Below are 16322 nucleotides of genomic sequence, written 5' to 3' on the forward strand. Positions count from 1 at the left end.
CCCCGGACCTCCTCAGCTCCGCCCCAGCGATTCCGTCGCTGCCTGCAGAAGGACACGAAGTGAAAGCTCTCGTATACCACGGTGCCGGCCAGAAATCGTGGGACACGGTCCCCGATCCCAGAATCGAAGAGCCCACCGACATCATCGTCAAGATCGACTCCACCACCATCTGCGGAAGCGATCTCCACATCCTCAAAGGAGACGTGCCCTCGGTCCCCGAAGGGCGCGTGCTCGGGCATGAAGGCGTGGGCACGATCGTGCAGAGGGGCAGCGCCGTCCGCACCCTGAAGACAGGGGATCAGGTGATCCTCGCGTGCATCAAGAACTGCGGGCGGTGCGGCTACTGCCGCCGGGGCATTCATTCCCACTGCGCCGGGAAGGAGGGTGCCGCCGGCATGGGATGGATCCTCGGCCACCTCATCCACGGCACGCAGGCGGAGTACGTGCGCGTGCCGTACGCGGAGACATCGGTGCACAAGCTCCCGGAGGAAGTCAGCCCCGCGCAGGGCGTCATGCTCTCCGACATCCTTCCCACCGGCTTCGAGATGGGCGTCCTCTACGGCCGGGTCAAGCCCGGTGACACCGTCGCGGTCATCGGAGCCGGCCCCGTCGGACTGTCCGTGATGGCCACGGCCGGCCTGCAGGGGGCTTCCCGGGTCATCGCCATCGACGTCGACAGCAACCGGGCACGGCGCGCCCAGTCCTTCGGCGCGACCCACTCGGTCAACTCCGGCGACCTCGGCTGGCGAGAAGAAGTCCTCGCCCTCACCGACGGAGACGGCGTGGACGTCGCTGTCGAAGCGGTGGGCATTCCACAGACGTTCCAGATGGCACTCGACATCGTCCGTCCCGGTGGGAACGTCGCCAACGTCGGGGTGCACGGGCGCCCGGTGGATCTGCCCCTGCAGGATCTGTGGATCAAGAACATCAACATCTCCATGGGCCTGGTGAACACCAACACCCTTCCCCTGCTGCTCCGACTCGTCAGGGACGGATCCCTGTCCGTGGACAGGTTCGCCACCCACCACTTCGGACTCGACCAGATCCTGGACGCCTACGACACCTTCGCCGACGCCGCGAAGACAGACGCCCTCAAGGTCATCCTCAACGGCTAGGCCGTGAACCAGAAGCAGGCCTGCCCGCCCGAGAGGCGGGGCTCGCGGCGCCGGGCAGGTGCCGTCGCGCGACGGAGCACCGCCCATGTACAAAGGCGTACCCGGGTGCCACCGGCCGCGCCGTGAGTGCGCCTACCGGGCGCCGCGAGCCGGCCGGGACCTCCGCACCCCCGCCCGGCACCACCGACAGGGGAGCCCCTGCTCACCCGCACCCGAGCCGGAGGCGGTCCGTACATCGTGACGGCACCGCCTGCGCACCGGCACCGGCGGGAAGCGCTGCTCCCCGCCGGTGCCGGAACCCGGCCGCCCCTCCCGCAGACCGCAGTACTCCGAGCCCATCATCTCGACGCCAGGATCCCTCATGGCCATGGACTTCACCTCGATCGTGTCCGCACCGCCCTCGGGCCGCCGGACCGCGCTCGTCATCGACCACTACCGGTACACGCAAGCCGTCATCCTGCAAGGACGACCGGTCCCGTGGGACGACCCCACCGCCCACGCGCAGTACGCGCGGCAGGCCCAGGGCCTGCTCACACCGGACACCACCCTGCTCAACCTGGGGGCCCTCTACGACCACGCCCTCGCCGCCGACGACAGGCTCAGATCGTCGCTGTCCGCGCGGCGCCGCACCGGATACGCCCTCAAGACCCTCCTGGCCGACGACAGGCTCGCCGCTCGCGCCGCCGAACTGGCCAGTGCCGTGTCGCAGACCACCGGAGCGCCGCTGACCGTGCAGATTCCGTCACCGATCCGCTGGCTGGCACGGGCCCATACGCTCAGTGGCGCCGGGTCCGTGACGGACCTGAACGCCGATCACGGGGAGACCGCGGCCATGTACGTCGCGGACTGGCTGCGGAGGCTGTCGGCCCTCTCGGTGGCGATGCTGCTTCTCGACGACCGCTGGACGGGTACGCAGCAGCTGCCGCGGGTCGAGGACTCCGCCTACAAGCCCGTCTCCAACGCCACCGAGCACTACCGGTGGACTCTGGGCCGACGCACCCACGACGGTGTCGCCGTCCTCGATTCCGCGCTCCGAGGCACTCTGGTCCCGCACTCCTACTGGCGGACCGACGCCGCGGACGTACCCACGGGCGACTTCCTTCTCGCCGACATCCCCGCGGACGCCGTGCCCGAGACCGTTCTCTCCCAACTCGCCAGACTCGCCTGAAAGGGAAACAGCCAGTGGACAAGGTGGTCGCCAACGCCACCCAGGCCATCGCCGGCATCGGCGACGGAGCAACCATCGCCTCGGGCGGCTTCGGCATCTGCGGAATTCCGGCCGTACTCATCGGCGCCGTCGCCGAGGCGGGCATCCGGGACCTGGAGATCTACTCCAACAACTGCGGAACCGACGGGGTCGGCCTGGGAAGACTCCTGGAACGCAAGCAGATCCGCCGCATGGTCTCTTCGTACGTCGGGGAGAACAAGGAATTCGCCCGCCAGTACATGAGCGGCGAACTCGAGGTGGAACTCACACCCCAGGGCACGCTGGCGGAGCGCCTGCGTGCCGCGGGGGTCGGTATACCCGCCTTCTACACCATGACCGGAACCGGAACCCAGGTCGCGACCGGGGGACTGCCCTGGCGGTACGCCGCTGACGGCTCGGTGGCTGTCGCGTCGCCGCCGAAACCGGTCGCCGAATTCGGGGGAAGACCGTTCCTGCTCGAACGGGCGCTGCCTGCCGACTTCGCTCTCGTACGCGCCTGGAAGGGCGACAGGCACGGCAACCTCGTGTTCCGCATGGCAGCACGCAACTTCAACCCCGTGTGCGCCATGGCCGGAAGGATCGCCATCGCCGAGGTAGAACACCTGGTCGAAGCGGGTGACCTCGATCCCGACTCCATCCACCTTCCCGGCATCTACGTCGACCGGGTGCTGCCCCTGACGGCCGCGCAGGTGGCGGACAAGGGCATCGAACGACTGACGACCCGCCCCCGCCCGTCCGAGATCCCGGGAGAGTGACGATGCCCCTGAACAGGGAACAGATGGCGGCCCGCGCCGCGCGGGAGCTGCGCGACGGCGACTACGTCAACCTGGGAATCGGCCTGCCGACGCTGATCCCCAATCATGTGGACCCCGGCATCGAACTGGTCCTGCAGTCCGAGAACGGCATCCTCGGCACGGGCCCGTATCCCTGGGCCGGGGACCAGGACCCGGACCTGATCAACGCGGGCAAGGAGACCGTGACCGTCCGGGCGGGTGCCAGCTTCTTCGACTCGGGCACGAGCTTCGGCATGATCCGCTCCGGCAAGATCGACGCGGCGATCCTCGGGGCGATGCAGGTCTCGGCGCAGGGCGACATCGCCAACTGGGCGATCCCCGGAAAAATGATCAAGGGAATGGGCGGTGCGATGGACCTGGTCCATGGCGCCCGCAAGGTCATCGTCCTCATGGAGCACCGCGCCAAAGACGGCAGCTTCAAGATCGTCAACCGCTGTTCCCTGCCGCTCACCGGCCTGCGGGTCGTCCACCGCATCATCACCGACCTGGCCGTCCTCGACGTCACCGATCACGGGCTGCGGCTGGTGGAATGCGCCCCCGGTGTCACCGAGGCCGAGATCAGGGCGGCAACCGAGCCCGACCTCGTCACGAGGCCGGCATGAACACCGCGCTGCTGCTCCACCGCGCCGCCACCGACGCACCCGAACGGACGGCCGTCTACCTCGGCACCCGGCCGCTTCACAGCTACCGGGAGCTGAGGGACCGGGTCGCCGCACTGAGCGCGGCGATGACCGGTCTCGGATGCGCTCCCGGCGAGCGGGTCGCGGTCGTCATGAACAACCGGCCGGAGTACCTCGAAGTCCTCTACGCCGCGTGGTGGGCCGGACTCGCCGTCGTGCCGGTCAACTCCAAGCTTCATCCCGCCGAGGTGGCCTGGATCGTCCAGGACGCCGGGGCACGCCTCGTGGTCACCGACGAGGAGCACCTGGAGGAAGTCAGCGGTGCGGCGCCGGGAAAGCCGCTGCTGGTCGCGGACGGCGCCGAGTACGACGCGCTCGTCGGTTCCGGAGGCACTGTGCTGCCGCCGTGGCCGACGACCGCGACCGACCTCGCCTGGCTCTTCTACACCTCGGGCACGACCGGGCGTCCGAAGGGGGTGATGCTCGGCCACCGGCAGCTGCTGGCCCTGGCGCTCAGCTATCACGCCCAGATCGACAGGGTGGGCCCCGACGACCGCACCCTGTACGCCGCGCCGATGTCCCACGGAGCGGGCCTGTACAGCCCTGTGTTCACCCTCCGGGGCTCGGCTCACGTCTTCCCGCCGAGCGGCCGGTTCGACGCGGCGGAGACCTGCCACATCGCACGGGTTCTGGGGCGTGTGTCCCTGTTCGCCGCACCCACCATGGTCAACCGGCTCGTCAGGCATGTCACCGAGACCGGGACACCCGTCGAGGACACCACGGCGTTCAGGACCATCGTCTACGGCGGCGGCCCCATGTATGCCGACGACCTGGTCAGGGCGCGTGATGTCATGGGCGACTGCCTCACCCAGATCTATGGCCAGGGTGAGTCCCCGATGACCATCACCACCCTCGGCCGGGACGTGATCGCCGACGAGGGGCATCCGCGCAGGCAGCACCGGATCGCCAGTGTCGGCACGGCGTTCGCCCTGTGCGACGTCAAGGTGGTGGACACCGACGGGGCGCCGCTGCCGCCCGGAACGACCGGAGAGATCGTCGTACGAGGCGACACCGTCATGCTCGGGTACTGGCACGATCCCGAGGCCACCGCCGCCGCCGTCCGCGACGGCTGGCTCTGGACCGGCGACATGGGAAGCCTGGACGAGGACGGATACCTCACGCTCAAGGACCGCTCCAAGGACGTCATCATCTCCGGCGGCACGAACATCTACCCGCGCGAGGTGGAGGAGGTACTCCTCCAGCACCCCGATGTCACCGAAGTCTCGGTGATCGGGAGCGCCGACCCCGAATGGGGCGAGACCGTGGTCGCCTGCGTCGTGGCCGACGGCTCGGTCGACGCGCACCAGTTGGACCGCTTCTGCCGGCAGCGCATGACCGCCTTCAAGCGCCCCAGGCGCTACCACTTCCTGGACACCCTGCCCAAGAGCGACAACGGCAAGATCCTCAAGAGCGTGCTCCGCACCATGCACTCACGACCTTCACCCGCGCCCGCCACGGCAGCCCGCCGGCCCTCGGCACAACCACCGGAGGAACCCTCATGACGACGCAGCAGCCCGTGTGGATCATCGGTGGCTACCAGAGCGACTTCGCCCGCAACGTCACCAAGGAGTCCCGGGACATCGGCGACCTCGTCGCGGAGACCGCCACGGGCAGCCTGAGCGCGGCTGGCATCTCGGCCGAGCAGGTCGATGTCATCCATGTCGCCAACGCCATGGGCGAGTTCTACGTCAGACAGGGCCACCTGGGTTCCATGGTCGCCAGCGTCGTACCGGGCCTGTCGGGGGTGCCCGCGACACGGCACGAGGCGGCCTGTGCGTCCGGGGGAGTGGCGGTGATGGCGGCCATGGCCGACCTCGAGTCCGGCCGGTACGACGTCGCGCTCGTGCTCGGTGTCGAGATCGAACGCAATGTGCCCGGTCCGGTGGGCGCTCGCTACCTGGCGTCGGCCTCATGGGTCGGCCACGAAGGCGATGGGCAGGACTATGTGTGGCCCTTCACGTTCTCCCGGATCGCCGAAGAGTACGACCGGCGTTACGGACTCGAAGACCGGCACCTGCGGCTGATCGCGAGGCAGAACATCGCCAACGCGAGGACCAACCCCAAGGCGCAGACGCGGGACTGGTCGACGCCCCCTGCCTGCTTCGCCGACGACGACGCGGCGAACCCAAGGATCGTCGGCCGCGTGCGCAGGTACGACTGCAGTCAGGTCACCGACGGCGGTGCAGGCATCCTGCTGGTCTCCGACCGGTGGCTCCGTCACAGCGGCGGCAGCGTGCGCGGACCTGTCGCGCGCATCGCCGGCTGGGGGCACCGCAGTGCTTCCTTGCACCTGCAGGACAAACTCGATGCGAGCGCGGGCGCCGACTTCGTCTTCCCGCACGTTCGCGGGGCGATACGGGACGCGTTCTCCCGGGCCGGGATCGACGATGTCTTCGAGCTCGACGGAATCGAGACGCACGACTGCTTCACGGTCTCCCAGTACCTGGCCATCGACCACTTCGGCATCACCAAGCCCGGCCGCAGTGGCGACGCGGTCGACAGCGGCATCACACGACGGGACGGTGCGCTCCCCGTCAACCCCAGCGGAGGACTGATCGGTGTCGGCCACCCCGTCGGCGCGACGGGTGTCCGCATGATGCTCGACGGCTATCTGCAGGTGACCCACCAGGCGGCGGGATACCAGGTCCAGGGCGCAAGGCGTTTCGCGACGCTGAACTTCGGAGGCAGCACCGCCACAGTGGTCTGCACCGTGATTTCCCATGGAGCCGGAGCGTGAACCGGTGCTCAGCCCTGTGCGGGAGCGACCCGGCCAGGACCAACCTCGTCCTGGAGGCCGAGGCCGGCAACCGGGAGTTCGCCGCCGACGAGTTCCTCGACCGCGAACGCTCGATGTCCTCGTAGCCGAGGGACGTCGGCTTCGCGCGCTCCTGGTCGACCGCGGGGAAGCGCGGGTGCCGACGGGGCGGTTGGACTCATCGGAGGCCCGCCCATGCCTCAACGCGGAGTGCGAGCGCCTCGTCAGCGGGCCGGGCGCGGCGGTGTCCGTGACGGGTGCGGCTGGTGGCGGTGATCACCGTCCACGCTGCGGCCAGAGCGGCGGCGGTCCAGGCCAGGGCCCAGCCGAGATCGCCAAGGCGTCCGCCGTGGCCGGAGGGCAGGTCCACCGTCCACAGGGTCACGAAGTGCGTGGGCAGCACGCGGGTGAGGGGCTGGTCGGCGGTACCGAGGACGGGGCCGAAGAACACGTCCAGGATCCACACGAACAGCACCAGGACGGTGCCGTTGACCGGATTGGCGACCAGGGCGCCGATCAGTGCGCCGATCGCCAGGTAGATCACCGCGAACATCACTGTCCCGGCCACAACCCGCCCCGGTTCGTCGCCCAGACCGGTGCGCGTGGCCAGCGCCGCCAGGGCCGCGCCGGCGGCAAGCAGCGCCAGTGTCAGTCCGGTTGCCATACGGGCGGCCACCAACCGGGCCGGGACCAGTCCCGCCAGGACCAGGCGGCGGTCGGCGGCACGGGCCGCGCGCAACTGGAAGTACATGGCGATGGCGGCAATGAACCCGGCGGCCCATCCCGCAGTGGCGGTCTGCACTGCGGGCCCGCCGGGCCCGCCGAGCAACTCGGCGGCGTCAGCCAGGGGGCGGGAGGCCACCACGACGAACACCACCGGCACCAGCACGAGCACCAGCAGGTTCATCGGGGTCCGCGCCGCGTCGGTGAGGAAGCGCCGGGCGAGCAGTGCGGTGGTCATCGCGGTACCGCCTGGCCGTCGCGGAGCTGGACGATCCGGTCGAAGCGTTCCTCGTCGGTGACGAAGTGGCTGATGATCAGCACCGACCGGCCCGCTTGCCGGCGTTGGGCCACCAGGTCCCAGAACTTCAGGTAGGTGTCGAAGTCGAACCCGGCGTAGGGCTCATCCAGCAGCAGGACCTCGGGGTCGGCCAGCAACGCCAGGCCCAGATTGAGCTTCGACAGCGTGCCACCGGAGAGACGGTCGGCGCGGGCGGCGGCGTAGCGTTCGAAGCCCAGTTGGCTGTAGATGAGGGCGCGGGAGGCACGCTCGGACTCGTCGGTCAGACCGTAGGCACGGCCGAACAGCTCGAAGTGCTCGTCGCAGGTGAGGCGTTCGTACACGACGGGCTCCTGCGGGCAGTAGCCGACCCGCCCGCCGTGGGTGACGCTGCCGGTGTCCGCGGCCAGTTCTCCGACCAGGATCTTCATCAGCGTGCTTTTGCCGGAGCGGTTCTCCCCGACCAGGCCGACGACCTCGCCCGCGGCCAGTTCGAGATCCACGCCGCGCAGCACTGGTGTGCGGCGCCGGGCCGGCCACATGCCGCGCCAGTACGCCTTGGCCACTCCCGTGGCGGCCAGCACGACCTCCAGGGAGGTTTCCGGAGCGGTTCTACCTGCGGCTGCCGGTGTTGTCCGGGTGCTCGAAGGCGTGGGACTGGCTTGGTTGCCGGTCACGACGTTCTCCGGGCCTTGCCTGCTGCCCGGTCGGGGAGGTCGCGCAGGGTGTCGGCGACGGCCCATGTCAGGGCGGCGGAGATGGTGGTCGCGCCCCATAGGCCCCAGGCGGCCGCGGGCGCGTCGTGGGACAGGAGCCCGGGGAGGGCGAGCACGGCTGCCACTGGCAGAGCAGCCGCCACGCCCTGCGACGGGCGGCCCACGCGGAACACCCGGACGCCGCACGCTGCGACGGCGATGACACCGGCGGCGGCCAGTATCCAGGTCAGTGCCGTCATCACCGATCACCTCCAGGCGGCGGGCCGATGCGGGCCGCGAGCGCGCCCAGCCGGCCGGTCAGCGTCGATCGGCCGGTGACGCAGTTTCGGCCAGAACACCGGGGGTGCGCTCCGCGTAGGCCCGGGCCGGTCAGGCCCGACCGGGCCCGCTGGGGTGGTCGTGCTTGCGCATGGGGTCTCCCCTGCTCGAAGAGCTTGGGGAAGGGTCCTCGTCCCGCTCGTTGTGGTGCTGATCGCGCCCGCCCTGCATGCTCTGGCCGCGCATGCCACGCATCATGAAGAACATCATCAGCGGGCAGGCAGCGACGAGGGCGAGCCAGACCAGGCTGTCCAGTGACGCGCCGACGATCAGGGCGCCGACCACGACGATCGCGGCGGCGAGCGCGTACATGCCGTAGTTCCGCCTGTCGTTCATCGCGGGCCTCCTCCATCGGAGGGCCGGCAAGGGGGATGCGGCCGGTGAATTTCAGGGTTTGGTGAGGGGCCCGGCGTGCAGTGCGTTCAGGCGGCGCCGGTAGTCGTCCTCGTCGATCTCACCGCGGGCCAACCGCTCCCGGAGGATGTCCTCAGGCGTGGGCACGGCGGGAGTGTGCGGGTGCTCGGGGGGCCGGTTGAGGGCCCGGAAGAGCAGCACAGCAAGTGTGATGATCAAGGCCCAGAACAGAATCATGCCGACTGACATCGCGAACCAGCCCCAGCCGCTGACGCCGTGGTCGTACCAGAACATCATCGCCACTCACCTGCTTCGGCCTCGTGCCCGAATGCGGAGAGCATCCGGCGACTTCTTGCCTTACCTGCATGGTCCCGCTGTTCAAGGTGGCGGTCTGGGGCCGAATGGTCCAGGCCCAGTGGGCCCTCCAGCCCCTACCAGGTAGGGGTAGCCGGGCGCAGGGTGGAAAGCGAAACCGACGAAGGAGGCGAGCAGCCCATGGGTGCTCTCGAAGCCGCCGTCGTCCTGGTCTCGGCTGCGCTGATCGCCGCGCTGGGCTGGTACTTCTTCGGCCCGCGCCGTGCCGGAGCCGCCCGGCTGGAGGGCGGGGTGCAGCGAGTGGAGGTGACGGTGCGGGGCGGCTACAGCCCAGACGTGATCAAGGTCCGGCAAGGCACCCCGGTGGAGCTGGTCTTCGATCGGCAAGAGGCCGGCGAGTGCACCTCCCGTGTGGTCTTCCCCGACCTCAAGGTCGGCGCCGGACTGCCCGCCCACACGCGCACCACGGTGCGGCTGAACCCGGATCGGCCGGGTTCCTTCGGCTTCGCCTGCGGCATGAACATGATTCACGGCACGCTGCTGGTCGAACCCTCTCAGGACTCCGCACCGCCCGTCCCGGACGGCCACGCCGCGGCCGCACCTCCTCCTGGCCCTCCTATCGCCGCTGGCGGACCGTCGGCGGGCGAGGACCGGACCGCCGCCGAGGCCGAGGCCGCGGATGCCTCCGAACGGCAGGCCGAAATCAAGGACCTCACCCGTCGGGTCCTGGTGGGAGCCGTGCTCACCGCCCCCGTGCTGTTCGCGGTGATGGCGCACGAACTGTTCGGCGCGAACTGGGTGCCCGGCTGGATGCTCAACCCCTGGCTGCAGCTGGCCCTGATCACCCCGGTGATGCTCTACACCGGGTGGCCGATCCATGTGACGGGCTGGCTGACCCTGCGCCACCGCGCCGCGGACATGAACAGCCTCATCACTCTCGGCACGACCGCCGCCTACGGCTACAGCCTGCTGGTCGCCCTTGCCCCCGCCCTGCTTCCGGAGGAGGTGCGCGAGGTCTACTTCGAAGCGGTCGGCGTCATCCTGACCCTGATCCTGCTCGGCCGGCTGCTGGAAGCGCGTGCGAAGGCCGGCACCGGCGAGGCCATTCGCGCCCTGCTGGGACTGCAGGCCCGCACTGCCCGCGTCGTGCGGGACGGCGCCGAGGCCGAGATCCCCGTCGAGGACGTCGTGGCCGGCGACGAGCTCGTCATCCGGCCCGGCGAGAAGATCCCCGTGGACGCCGAGGTCCTCTCCGGCTCCTCCGCGGTGGACGAGTCCATGGTCACGGGCGAGCCGATGCCGGTCACCAAGCGCGCCGGGGACACGGTCATTGGTGCCACCGTCAACGGCACCGGGTCCCTGCGCGTGCGGGCGGCCAAGGTCGGCTCCGACACGATGCTCGCCCAGATCATCCGCCTCGTGCAGCAGGCCCAGGCGTCCAAGGCCCCCATCCAGCGGCTCGCCGACGCAGTGTCGGCGTACTTCGTGCCCGCGGTCATCGCCGTCGCGATCGGTACGTTCGCCGTCTGGTTCACCGTGGGCCCCACACCGGCGCTGACCCTGGCCCTGGTCTCCGCGGTCGCCGTGCTGATCATCGCCTGCCCGTGCGCCCTCGGACTGGCCACCCCCCTGTCGGTGATGGTCGGCACCGGCAAGGGCGCCCAGGCCGGGATCCTGATCCGCTCCGCCGAAGCCCTGGAGACCGCCCACAAGCTGGACACCGTGGTCCTGGACAAGACCGGCACCGTCACCGAAGGCAAGCCCGTCCTGACCGACGTCCGTCCCGCCGGCGGGTTCGACGAATCCGAGCTGCTGCGTCTGGTGGCGGCGGCCGAGGCAGACAGTGAACACCCCCTTGCCCAGGCCATCGTCACGGGTGTCCGCGGGCGCGGGCTCGAGTGGCCGGCCGCGACCGGCTTCGACTCGGTCACCGGCAAAGGCGTCCAGGCCACCGTGGACGGCCGCGCCGTCCTGGTCGGCACCACCCGGCTCCTGGGCGACGTCGGTATCGACACCACCAAGCTCACCCCCGTCGCGGCCACCCTCTCCTCCGAGGGCAAGACCCCCGTCCTCGCCGCGGTCGACGGACGTCCCGTCGGTGTGCTCGCCGTCGCCGACACCGTCAAGGACGAATCCGCCGCCGCCATCACCGCCCTGCAGCTCCTGGACGTCGAGGTCGTCATGCTCACCGGGGACAACGCCCGCACCGCCGCCGCGATCGCCGCCCAGGTCGGCGTCACCCGGGTGCGGGCCGAGGTGCTGCCCGAGCACAAGGCCGACGAGATCCGCCGCCTGCAGGGCGAGGGCCGCACCGTCGGAATGGTCGGCGACGGCATCAACGACGCCCCCGCCCTGGCCGCCGCCGACGTCGGCCTGGCCATCGGCACCGGCACCGACGTCGCCATCGAAGCCGCCGACATCACCCTGATCTCCGGCTCCCTCGGCGGGGTCGTCACCGCGATCCGGCTGTCGCGGGCCACCATGCGCAACATCCGGCAGAACCTGTTCTTCGCCCTGATCTACAACGCCATCGGCGTCCCCCTCGCCGCAGGAGCCCTCTATCCGCTGTGGGGCATCCGACTCAGCCCGATCATCGCCGCCGCCGCCATGGCGCTCAGCTCGCTGTCGGTCGTCACCAACGCCTCCCGGCTGCGCCGCTGGCACACCCAGCCGCTGCCCGACCGCGACGGCACCCTGACCCTGACCGCCACCACCACCGGCGTCTACCGCGTCAGCCTGGACGCACTGGGGCTGAGCGACCTCGCCGACGAGGACGACACCGTGGAATGGGAGCGCGAGGCCGCGCCCTCGCAGAGCGCCGCCGTCCTGCTCGCCGAACACGCCGCGATCGAGGCCGCGGTCTGCCTGCCCTTCCAGCGCGAACACCGCAAGCAGCGCCTCCTGCTGCCCGCCCCGGTGTCGGACGAGCCGACGATCCGGTCCGTCATCGCCGGAGCCGACTACGTTCTGAGGTTCTTCACCTTCGCCAGCGTCCTTGGCCGCCTTCACGAGCGCGTGGGCTCCGCCCAGGGGGCAGCCGACGGCCACTGGCGAACCGACCCCCTCGCCGAAACCCCGCCCGACCACCCGGCCACCCTCACCGCTCTCATCAGCGACTGGTGCGCACTGCCCTCACCCCACCACGGCGAAGCCGCCAACACCGCCACCGTCGACAGCCCCTCCTACCTCCACCACCTCGCCGCCCACCGCGCGGCGCTCGACCCGTTCGTCACCCGCTACCTCGCCGCCGCCGACAGCCTCCCCGGCGCGCGCACCTTCGAAGAGCGTCACCTCGCCGGCTTCGCCGCCCTGCGCACCACCGACCTGTCCGCCCTGGCCCGCACGGAGGTACGCCCCACCGGCGAACGGCTCCTGCGTCTGGTCAGGTCCATCCCGCAAGACCCCGCCCATCTGACCGCCTGGTACGAACACCACCTCGACCAGTCCTGAACCCCGCCGCCACCGGAAGAAGGAGCAACCGCACGATGAGCGATCAACTGCCAGACCCGGCCACGTTCATAGGCTCCATCGGACGGGGGAAGGCGCCGCTGCCGGCCGACGCCGACGCCGACGCCGACCAGTGCGCGGCCGTGCTGAGGCGCGCCCTGCACACCGTCGAATGCCGCGAACTCGGTCCGGAGGCCGCCGGGCAGAAGTTCGGACCGTTCGCGGACACCGCGGACGGCCGCGTGAGCGTGCTCGTGGACGAGCACCAGCTCCGGGCCCGCCACCCCGGCCACGCCGAGCTCCACCACCTGGCGCGCGCGGTCCGTGAGCGAGGACCGGCCGTGGACGTCGTCCTGGTGCCGCCCAAGCCGACCATGGTGTTCATGGACGAGATGGCCCACGTCGTCAGCACGGTCGCCGGCCCCGCCTCCGGCCCGGCGCTGGCCGGGCGAACCCGCTGGGTGTACGAGCTGAGTCGGCCATTGCGACCGGTCTGGTGGTCTCCGAGGGGGGATCGTGAAGCGGCGGACGAGCGGTGAAGACTGGGGCCCTGAGGCGGTGGTCGACGCGTTCGCAGCGGCGGACGTGCGCACGGGCGAGCCTGCCAGGAGCGGCGGGCGGCCGGTCGGGAGCGAGGAATGCCTGGGAAGCGGCCCGACGAAATCTCCTCGGGCCGCAGTTCGGAATCTGTATACGCTTTCGCAGCCGGCCTGTGTGCCGGCCTTTAGCCGGGCCCGGCCCGGGACGAATCAGGGGGACGAGATGACCACCACGAAGACCTCAAGCCCGGCAGCAGCAGCGCCCGGCCGGACGCCGGGCACCCTGGGCGACCTCTTCAGCGACGAGGCGTCTGCGGTGACGAGGGCCGTGCCCGGCGCGGCCCGGAACCTGCCGCGGCCCCTGGACACCTTGACTTGGCAGGAGCCCCCCGCCATGGAGGATGCGGACGACGACGCGCGGTGAGCGCATGGCACGGGGCCGTCGCCTCTCGCCGCTCGGCTGAACCGCTCAGGCGCTCGACCACGGTCAGCGGTTGTGCCAAGCGGAGTGGTCCTCGCTCCACTGCTCGCGGGCCCGGGCCCGCTCCGCTTCTGCGTCCAGACGTTCGATGCGCGTTCCGTCCTCAATGTAGGCATCGGCGTGCGACGAACCGGCGTGGTACCGGTGGCGTTGGCTGACCGTGACCACGGTCCGGGCGATACCCGCCTGGTTCGGCATCGCCATCGCCGTCGACACGAAGGGCCCTGCCGGGCCGCCCGGCACCGAGATCCAGTCGTCCTCGTCGGCCTGCCAGGGGAAGATCAGGTCTCCTCCCTTGGGGCCGGTGCCGGAGGGAAGACCTGCGGGTGCCGGTTCATGGCCGGCGGTCAGCCTGGCGAGCGCCTCCAGTTCGAAGACAGCCACCTGGAATTCGTCCCCGGGGGCGGCCATCTGCCCGAGCATGGCGAGTTCTGAGGACACCCGGCGCCAGTCCTCCGCGCGGTCACCGGTGATGCTCTGTTCCGTGCTCAGTGTGGTGAGGGTGCGGGTGACGAAGGTGTGACGGGCACGTTCTCGGCCTGCGTTGCCTCGCATGGCCGGGGGCAGAGGCGGGAGGCGGTCGGCGAGGTGCTGGGCGCGGAGTCGGGTGTCCGGGGCGGGCATCGGGGTCCTCGAAGTCGAAGGGTGTTCGGGTGGGTTCTGGCCTGCTGCTGCGTGCCGGTCCGGTGCCGTCGCGGACTAGTACGACGGCACCGGACTGGGCGGAGTGGGTTCGGCGGGCTCCGGCTAGGACGGCGAGGGGGCTACTCGCCCCAGGTGCTCCAGCCGAAGAAGCACCAGGTCGGCTGGTCTGCCGGGGTGCGCAGCAGCAGTGCGGCGGCGCCGGATCCGACGATCGGGTCGTAGTCCTCGATCAGGCGGTCGGCGAGCCAGTCGGCGGTGGGAGAGCGGGTCAGCCGAGCGGGGTGCTCCAGCCGAAGAAGAGCCAGCTCGGCTCCGGCCCGGTGGTTTCGAGCAGCAGCGCTCCGGCGCCGCCGGATCGGACGCACGGGGCGTCGTCCTCGATCAGGCGGTCGGCCAGCCAGTCGGCGTCGTCCTCGTCGAGGGGGGCGCCGTACGGGACAGGCGACGGAACGGAGTCGTTGAAGTAGCCCGCGATGACGGGGCCCAGCGCGGAGCGGTCGCGCACGACGGTGACGCGGCCGACCTTCGTCAGGTCCGCGCGCCGGGCGAACGGGTCGACCGGAAGTTCCCGGTCCTTGGCGGCGTGGTTCGCGAATGCGCTCTCGGCGCTGGTGCCGCTGGCGGTGAAGCGGAAGACCATGGGGTCCAGGTGCATGGCGATCCTCGCAAGTGTGGCGCCGTGTAGCCGTCGGCGCACAGGGCAAGCCGACGCGACGCGGGCGAAGTGAAAGGGTGCCGGAACTCGGCGACATGACCAAATTACATACTGAAATGCGAATACGCAACAGTCTTGGTGTGGGGTGCTCGTGTGTACGGCACCGACCTGACGCGCACGCAGGTCACAATGGGGGCGGTCTCGACGGCGTCCGGCTACTGGGGGAGTGTCTTTGTCCATCGACCGCCTGCAGCCCATCAGTCCCGCAGCGCTGGCCGCCCGCACACCCCGAGTCCAAATCCCGCCCTCCCGCGCCGACGCCGACGCCTCGGCCGAGAGCACGCCCTTGGCCCTGATGGACGCGGACGCCTTCCGCAATACGCTTCAACGCGCCGTCGCCCAGGGCGCATCCGCGGCCGCCGTAGCGTCCGAAGCCACCCGCCGGATCGCCCGGGGCCACCTCGACGTCGCCGCCCTGCGGACCGTGCTGTTCGAAACGGCCGGAACAGACGTCTGGGCGCCCGTACGGCAAGCCGCCATCACCGCCGTCGCCGCCAGCCCGGCCCTGGCGCCGAGCATCATCTCCATGCACGCCCAACTGCTGCGCACCCCCTCCGCAACCGTCCGGGAGGGACAGGGGGATGACGGTCAGCTGTTCTTCGTCGCACAGGCCACCTTCGCCCCAGCCGGCCGCGACATCACCGGCAGCGCCCAGCAGGCCCGCACCCGCAAGGCGGCGCGGCAGCAGGCCATGACCACCCTCATTGCCGCGCTCGCCGAGCTGCCGGACCCCCTCGCCAATCGCGCGGCGCCCGACTGGAACTGGGACACGCCCGCCGCCCAACCCCAGGCACCCGCTCCAGCGGCGGAAGCCAACGCGGTGTCGGCCTTGAACGAGTTCCACCAGGCCGGCCACATCACCCGGCCCGACTACCGGCCCCCCACACCGACGCCCACCGGCTTCACGGCCACGGTCACCGCCGTCCACCGCGGCCGACAGCTCACCGGCGAAGGGACCGGCCCCACCAAACGGCAGGCCCGAGCCGAAGCAGCCGACCGGCTCCTCAAAACCCTGCAGACCGCCCTCGGCGCCGACGCCGAGCCCCCGGCCGCGACCGAACCGGCGGCGGCCGCGCCCGTCCAACCCGCGCTCCCCGTACCGCCCGCGCCGACAGAGAACCAGGAGCCTCCGCGCGCCCTCCCCGCCGGCCCGGCCGACCTGTTCGCCGCCCAGCACGTTCTCGAGCAAACCCTCGCCGACGGCGCCGCCCTGACCCTGCTGCCCTCACGCCACCCCGGCC

At 70.7% G+C, this 16322-nt stretch carries 17 protein-coding genes and 1 pseudogene; 11 read left to right on the forward strand and 7 right to left on the reverse strand.

The annotated features are described in order from the left end of the window. The first annotated feature begins 59 nt into the window (after nucleotides 1–59). From GUY61_RS01795 to GUY61_RS41065, 7 genes are all read left to right on the forward strand, one after another. The gene (locus tag GUY61_RS01795; protein ID WP_166628246.1) at nucleotides 60–1115 is read left to right on the forward strand and encodes a zinc-dependent alcohol dehydrogenase family protein; all 1056 of its coding nucleotides are present in this window, start codon (nucleotides 60–62) and stop codon (nucleotides 1113–1115) included. 361 nt (nucleotides 1116–1476) lie between these two features. Beyond that, entirely contained in the window at nucleotides 1477–2283 is an 807-nt protein-coding gene (locus GUY61_RS01800) for a hypothetical protein (RefSeq protein ID WP_166628247.1), read from the forward strand. Between the two features lie 14 nt (nucleotides 2284–2297). Next, nucleotides 2298–3077, forward strand: coding sequence for a CoA transferase subunit A (locus tag GUY61_RS01805; protein ID WP_166628248.1), 780 nt, complete (start codon nucleotides 2298–2300; stop codon nucleotides 3075–3077). A gap of 2 nt (nucleotides 3078–3079) precedes the next feature. After that, nucleotides 3080–3718: a 3-oxoacid CoA-transferase subunit B gene (locus GUY61_RS01810; protein ID WP_166628249.1), complete on the forward strand. Its 639-nt coding sequence runs from the start codon at nucleotides 3080–3082 to the stop codon at nucleotides 3716–3718. Continuing rightward, on the forward strand, nucleotides 3715–5298 hold the full coding sequence (locus GUY61_RS01815) for a class I adenylate-forming enzyme family protein (RefSeq protein WP_166628250.1): 1584 nt from the start codon (nucleotides 3715–3717) through the stop codon (nucleotides 5296–5298). The genes GUY61_RS01810 and GUY61_RS01815 overlap by 4 nt, the downstream gene beginning before the upstream one ends. Next, the gene (locus GUY61_RS01820; RefSeq protein ID WP_166628251.1) at nucleotides 5295–6533 is read left to right on the forward strand and encodes an acetyl-CoA acetyltransferase; all 1239 of its coding nucleotides are present in this window, start codon (nucleotides 5295–5297) and stop codon (nucleotides 6531–6533) included. The genes GUY61_RS01815 and GUY61_RS01820 overlap by 4 nt, the downstream gene beginning before the upstream one ends. Beyond that, nucleotides 6530–6658, forward strand: coding sequence for a hypothetical protein (locus GUY61_RS41065; protein ID WP_279576751.1), 129 nt, complete (start codon nucleotides 6530–6532; stop codon nucleotides 6656–6658). Before GUY61_RS01820 ends, GUY61_RS41065 begins: the two co-directional genes overlap by 4 nt. 71 nt (nucleotides 6659–6729) lie before the next feature. Here GUY61_RS41065 and GUY61_RS01825 read toward each other — a convergent pair whose 3' ends face one another. From GUY61_RS01825 to GUY61_RS01845, 5 genes are all read right to left on the reverse strand, one after another. Continuing rightward, nucleotides 6730–7512 carry an ABC transporter permease gene (locus GUY61_RS01825; protein ID WP_243766099.1) on the reverse strand — a complete coding sequence of 261 codons (783 nt, stop codon included), beginning with the start codon at nucleotides 7510–7512 and terminating at the stop codon, nucleotides 6730–6732. Further along, nucleotides 7509–8135: an ABC transporter ATP-binding protein gene (locus tag GUY61_RS01830; RefSeq protein ID WP_313896461.1), complete on the reverse strand. Its 627-nt coding sequence runs from the start codon at nucleotides 8133–8135 to the stop codon at nucleotides 7509–7511. The genes GUY61_RS01825 and GUY61_RS01830 overlap by 4 nt, the downstream gene beginning before the upstream one ends. Before the next feature lie 89 nt (nucleotides 8136–8224). Next, nucleotides 8225–8506, reverse strand: coding sequence for a hypothetical protein (locus GUY61_RS01835; protein WP_166628253.1), 282 nt, complete (start codon nucleotides 8504–8506; stop codon nucleotides 8225–8227). Nucleotides 8507–8636: 130 nt separating this feature from the next. Further along, complete coding sequence (locus GUY61_RS01840) at nucleotides 8637–8921, reverse strand: DUF2933 domain-containing protein (protein ID WP_166628254.1); 285 nt, start codon at nucleotides 8919–8921, stop codon at nucleotides 8637–8639. A gap of 51 nt (nucleotides 8922–8972) precedes the next feature. Beyond that, the gene (locus tag GUY61_RS01845) at nucleotides 8973–9236 is read right to left on the reverse strand and encodes an SHOCT domain-containing protein (RefSeq protein ID WP_208105431.1); all 264 of its coding nucleotides are present in this window, start codon (nucleotides 9234–9236) and stop codon (nucleotides 8973–8975) included. A 198-nt stretch (nucleotides 9237–9434) separates the two neighbouring features. Here GUY61_RS01845 and GUY61_RS01850 point away from each other — a divergent pair, with 198 nt between their 5' ends. The 3 genes from GUY61_RS01850 (at nucleotide 9435) to GUY61_RS01860 (ending at nucleotide 13664) form a co-directional block, all read left to right on the forward strand. Then, nucleotides 9435–12704: a heavy metal translocating P-type ATPase gene (locus GUY61_RS01850; protein ID WP_243766100.1), complete on the forward strand. Its 3270-nt coding sequence runs from the start codon at nucleotides 9435–9437 to the stop codon at nucleotides 12702–12704. A 35-nt stretch (nucleotides 12705–12739) separates the two neighbouring features. Further along, nucleotides 12740–13240 carry a hypothetical protein gene (locus GUY61_RS01855; protein WP_208105432.1) on the forward strand — a complete coding sequence of 167 codons (501 nt, stop codon included), beginning with the start codon at nucleotides 12740–12742 and terminating at the stop codon, nucleotides 13238–13240. A 223-nt stretch (nucleotides 13241–13463) separates the two neighbouring features. Then, nucleotides 13464–13664 (forward strand): hypothetical protein, encoded by a 201-nt coding sequence (locus GUY61_RS01860; protein ID WP_166628255.1) that lies wholly within the window; start codon nucleotides 13464–13466, stop codon nucleotides 13662–13664. Nucleotides 13665–13727: 63 nt separating this feature from the next. Here the strand turns inward: GUY61_RS01860 and GUY61_RS01865 are convergent, their stop codons facing one another. Then, the gene (locus tag GUY61_RS01865; protein WP_166628256.1) at nucleotides 13728–14276 is read right to left on the reverse strand and encodes a hypothetical protein; all 549 of its coding nucleotides are present in this window, start codon (nucleotides 14274–14276) and stop codon (nucleotides 13728–13730) included. Nucleotides 14277–14634: 358 nt separating this feature from the next. Then, on the reverse strand, nucleotides 14635–15021 hold the full coding sequence (locus GUY61_RS01870) for a hypothetical protein (RefSeq protein WP_166628257.1): 387 nt from the start codon (nucleotides 15019–15021) through the stop codon (nucleotides 14635–14637). Between the two features lie 232 nt (nucleotides 15022–15253). Here GUY61_RS01870 and GUY61_RS01875 point away from each other — a divergent pair. After that, nucleotides 15254–16322: pseudogene (locus GUY61_RS01875) on the forward strand (hypothetical protein); the annotation flags it as partial.

Source organism: Streptomyces sp. GC420 (assembly GCF_009916105.1).
In the GTDB taxonomy this organism is placed as follows: domain Bacteria; phylum Actinomycetota; class Actinomycetes; order Streptomycetales; family Streptomycetaceae; genus Streptomyces.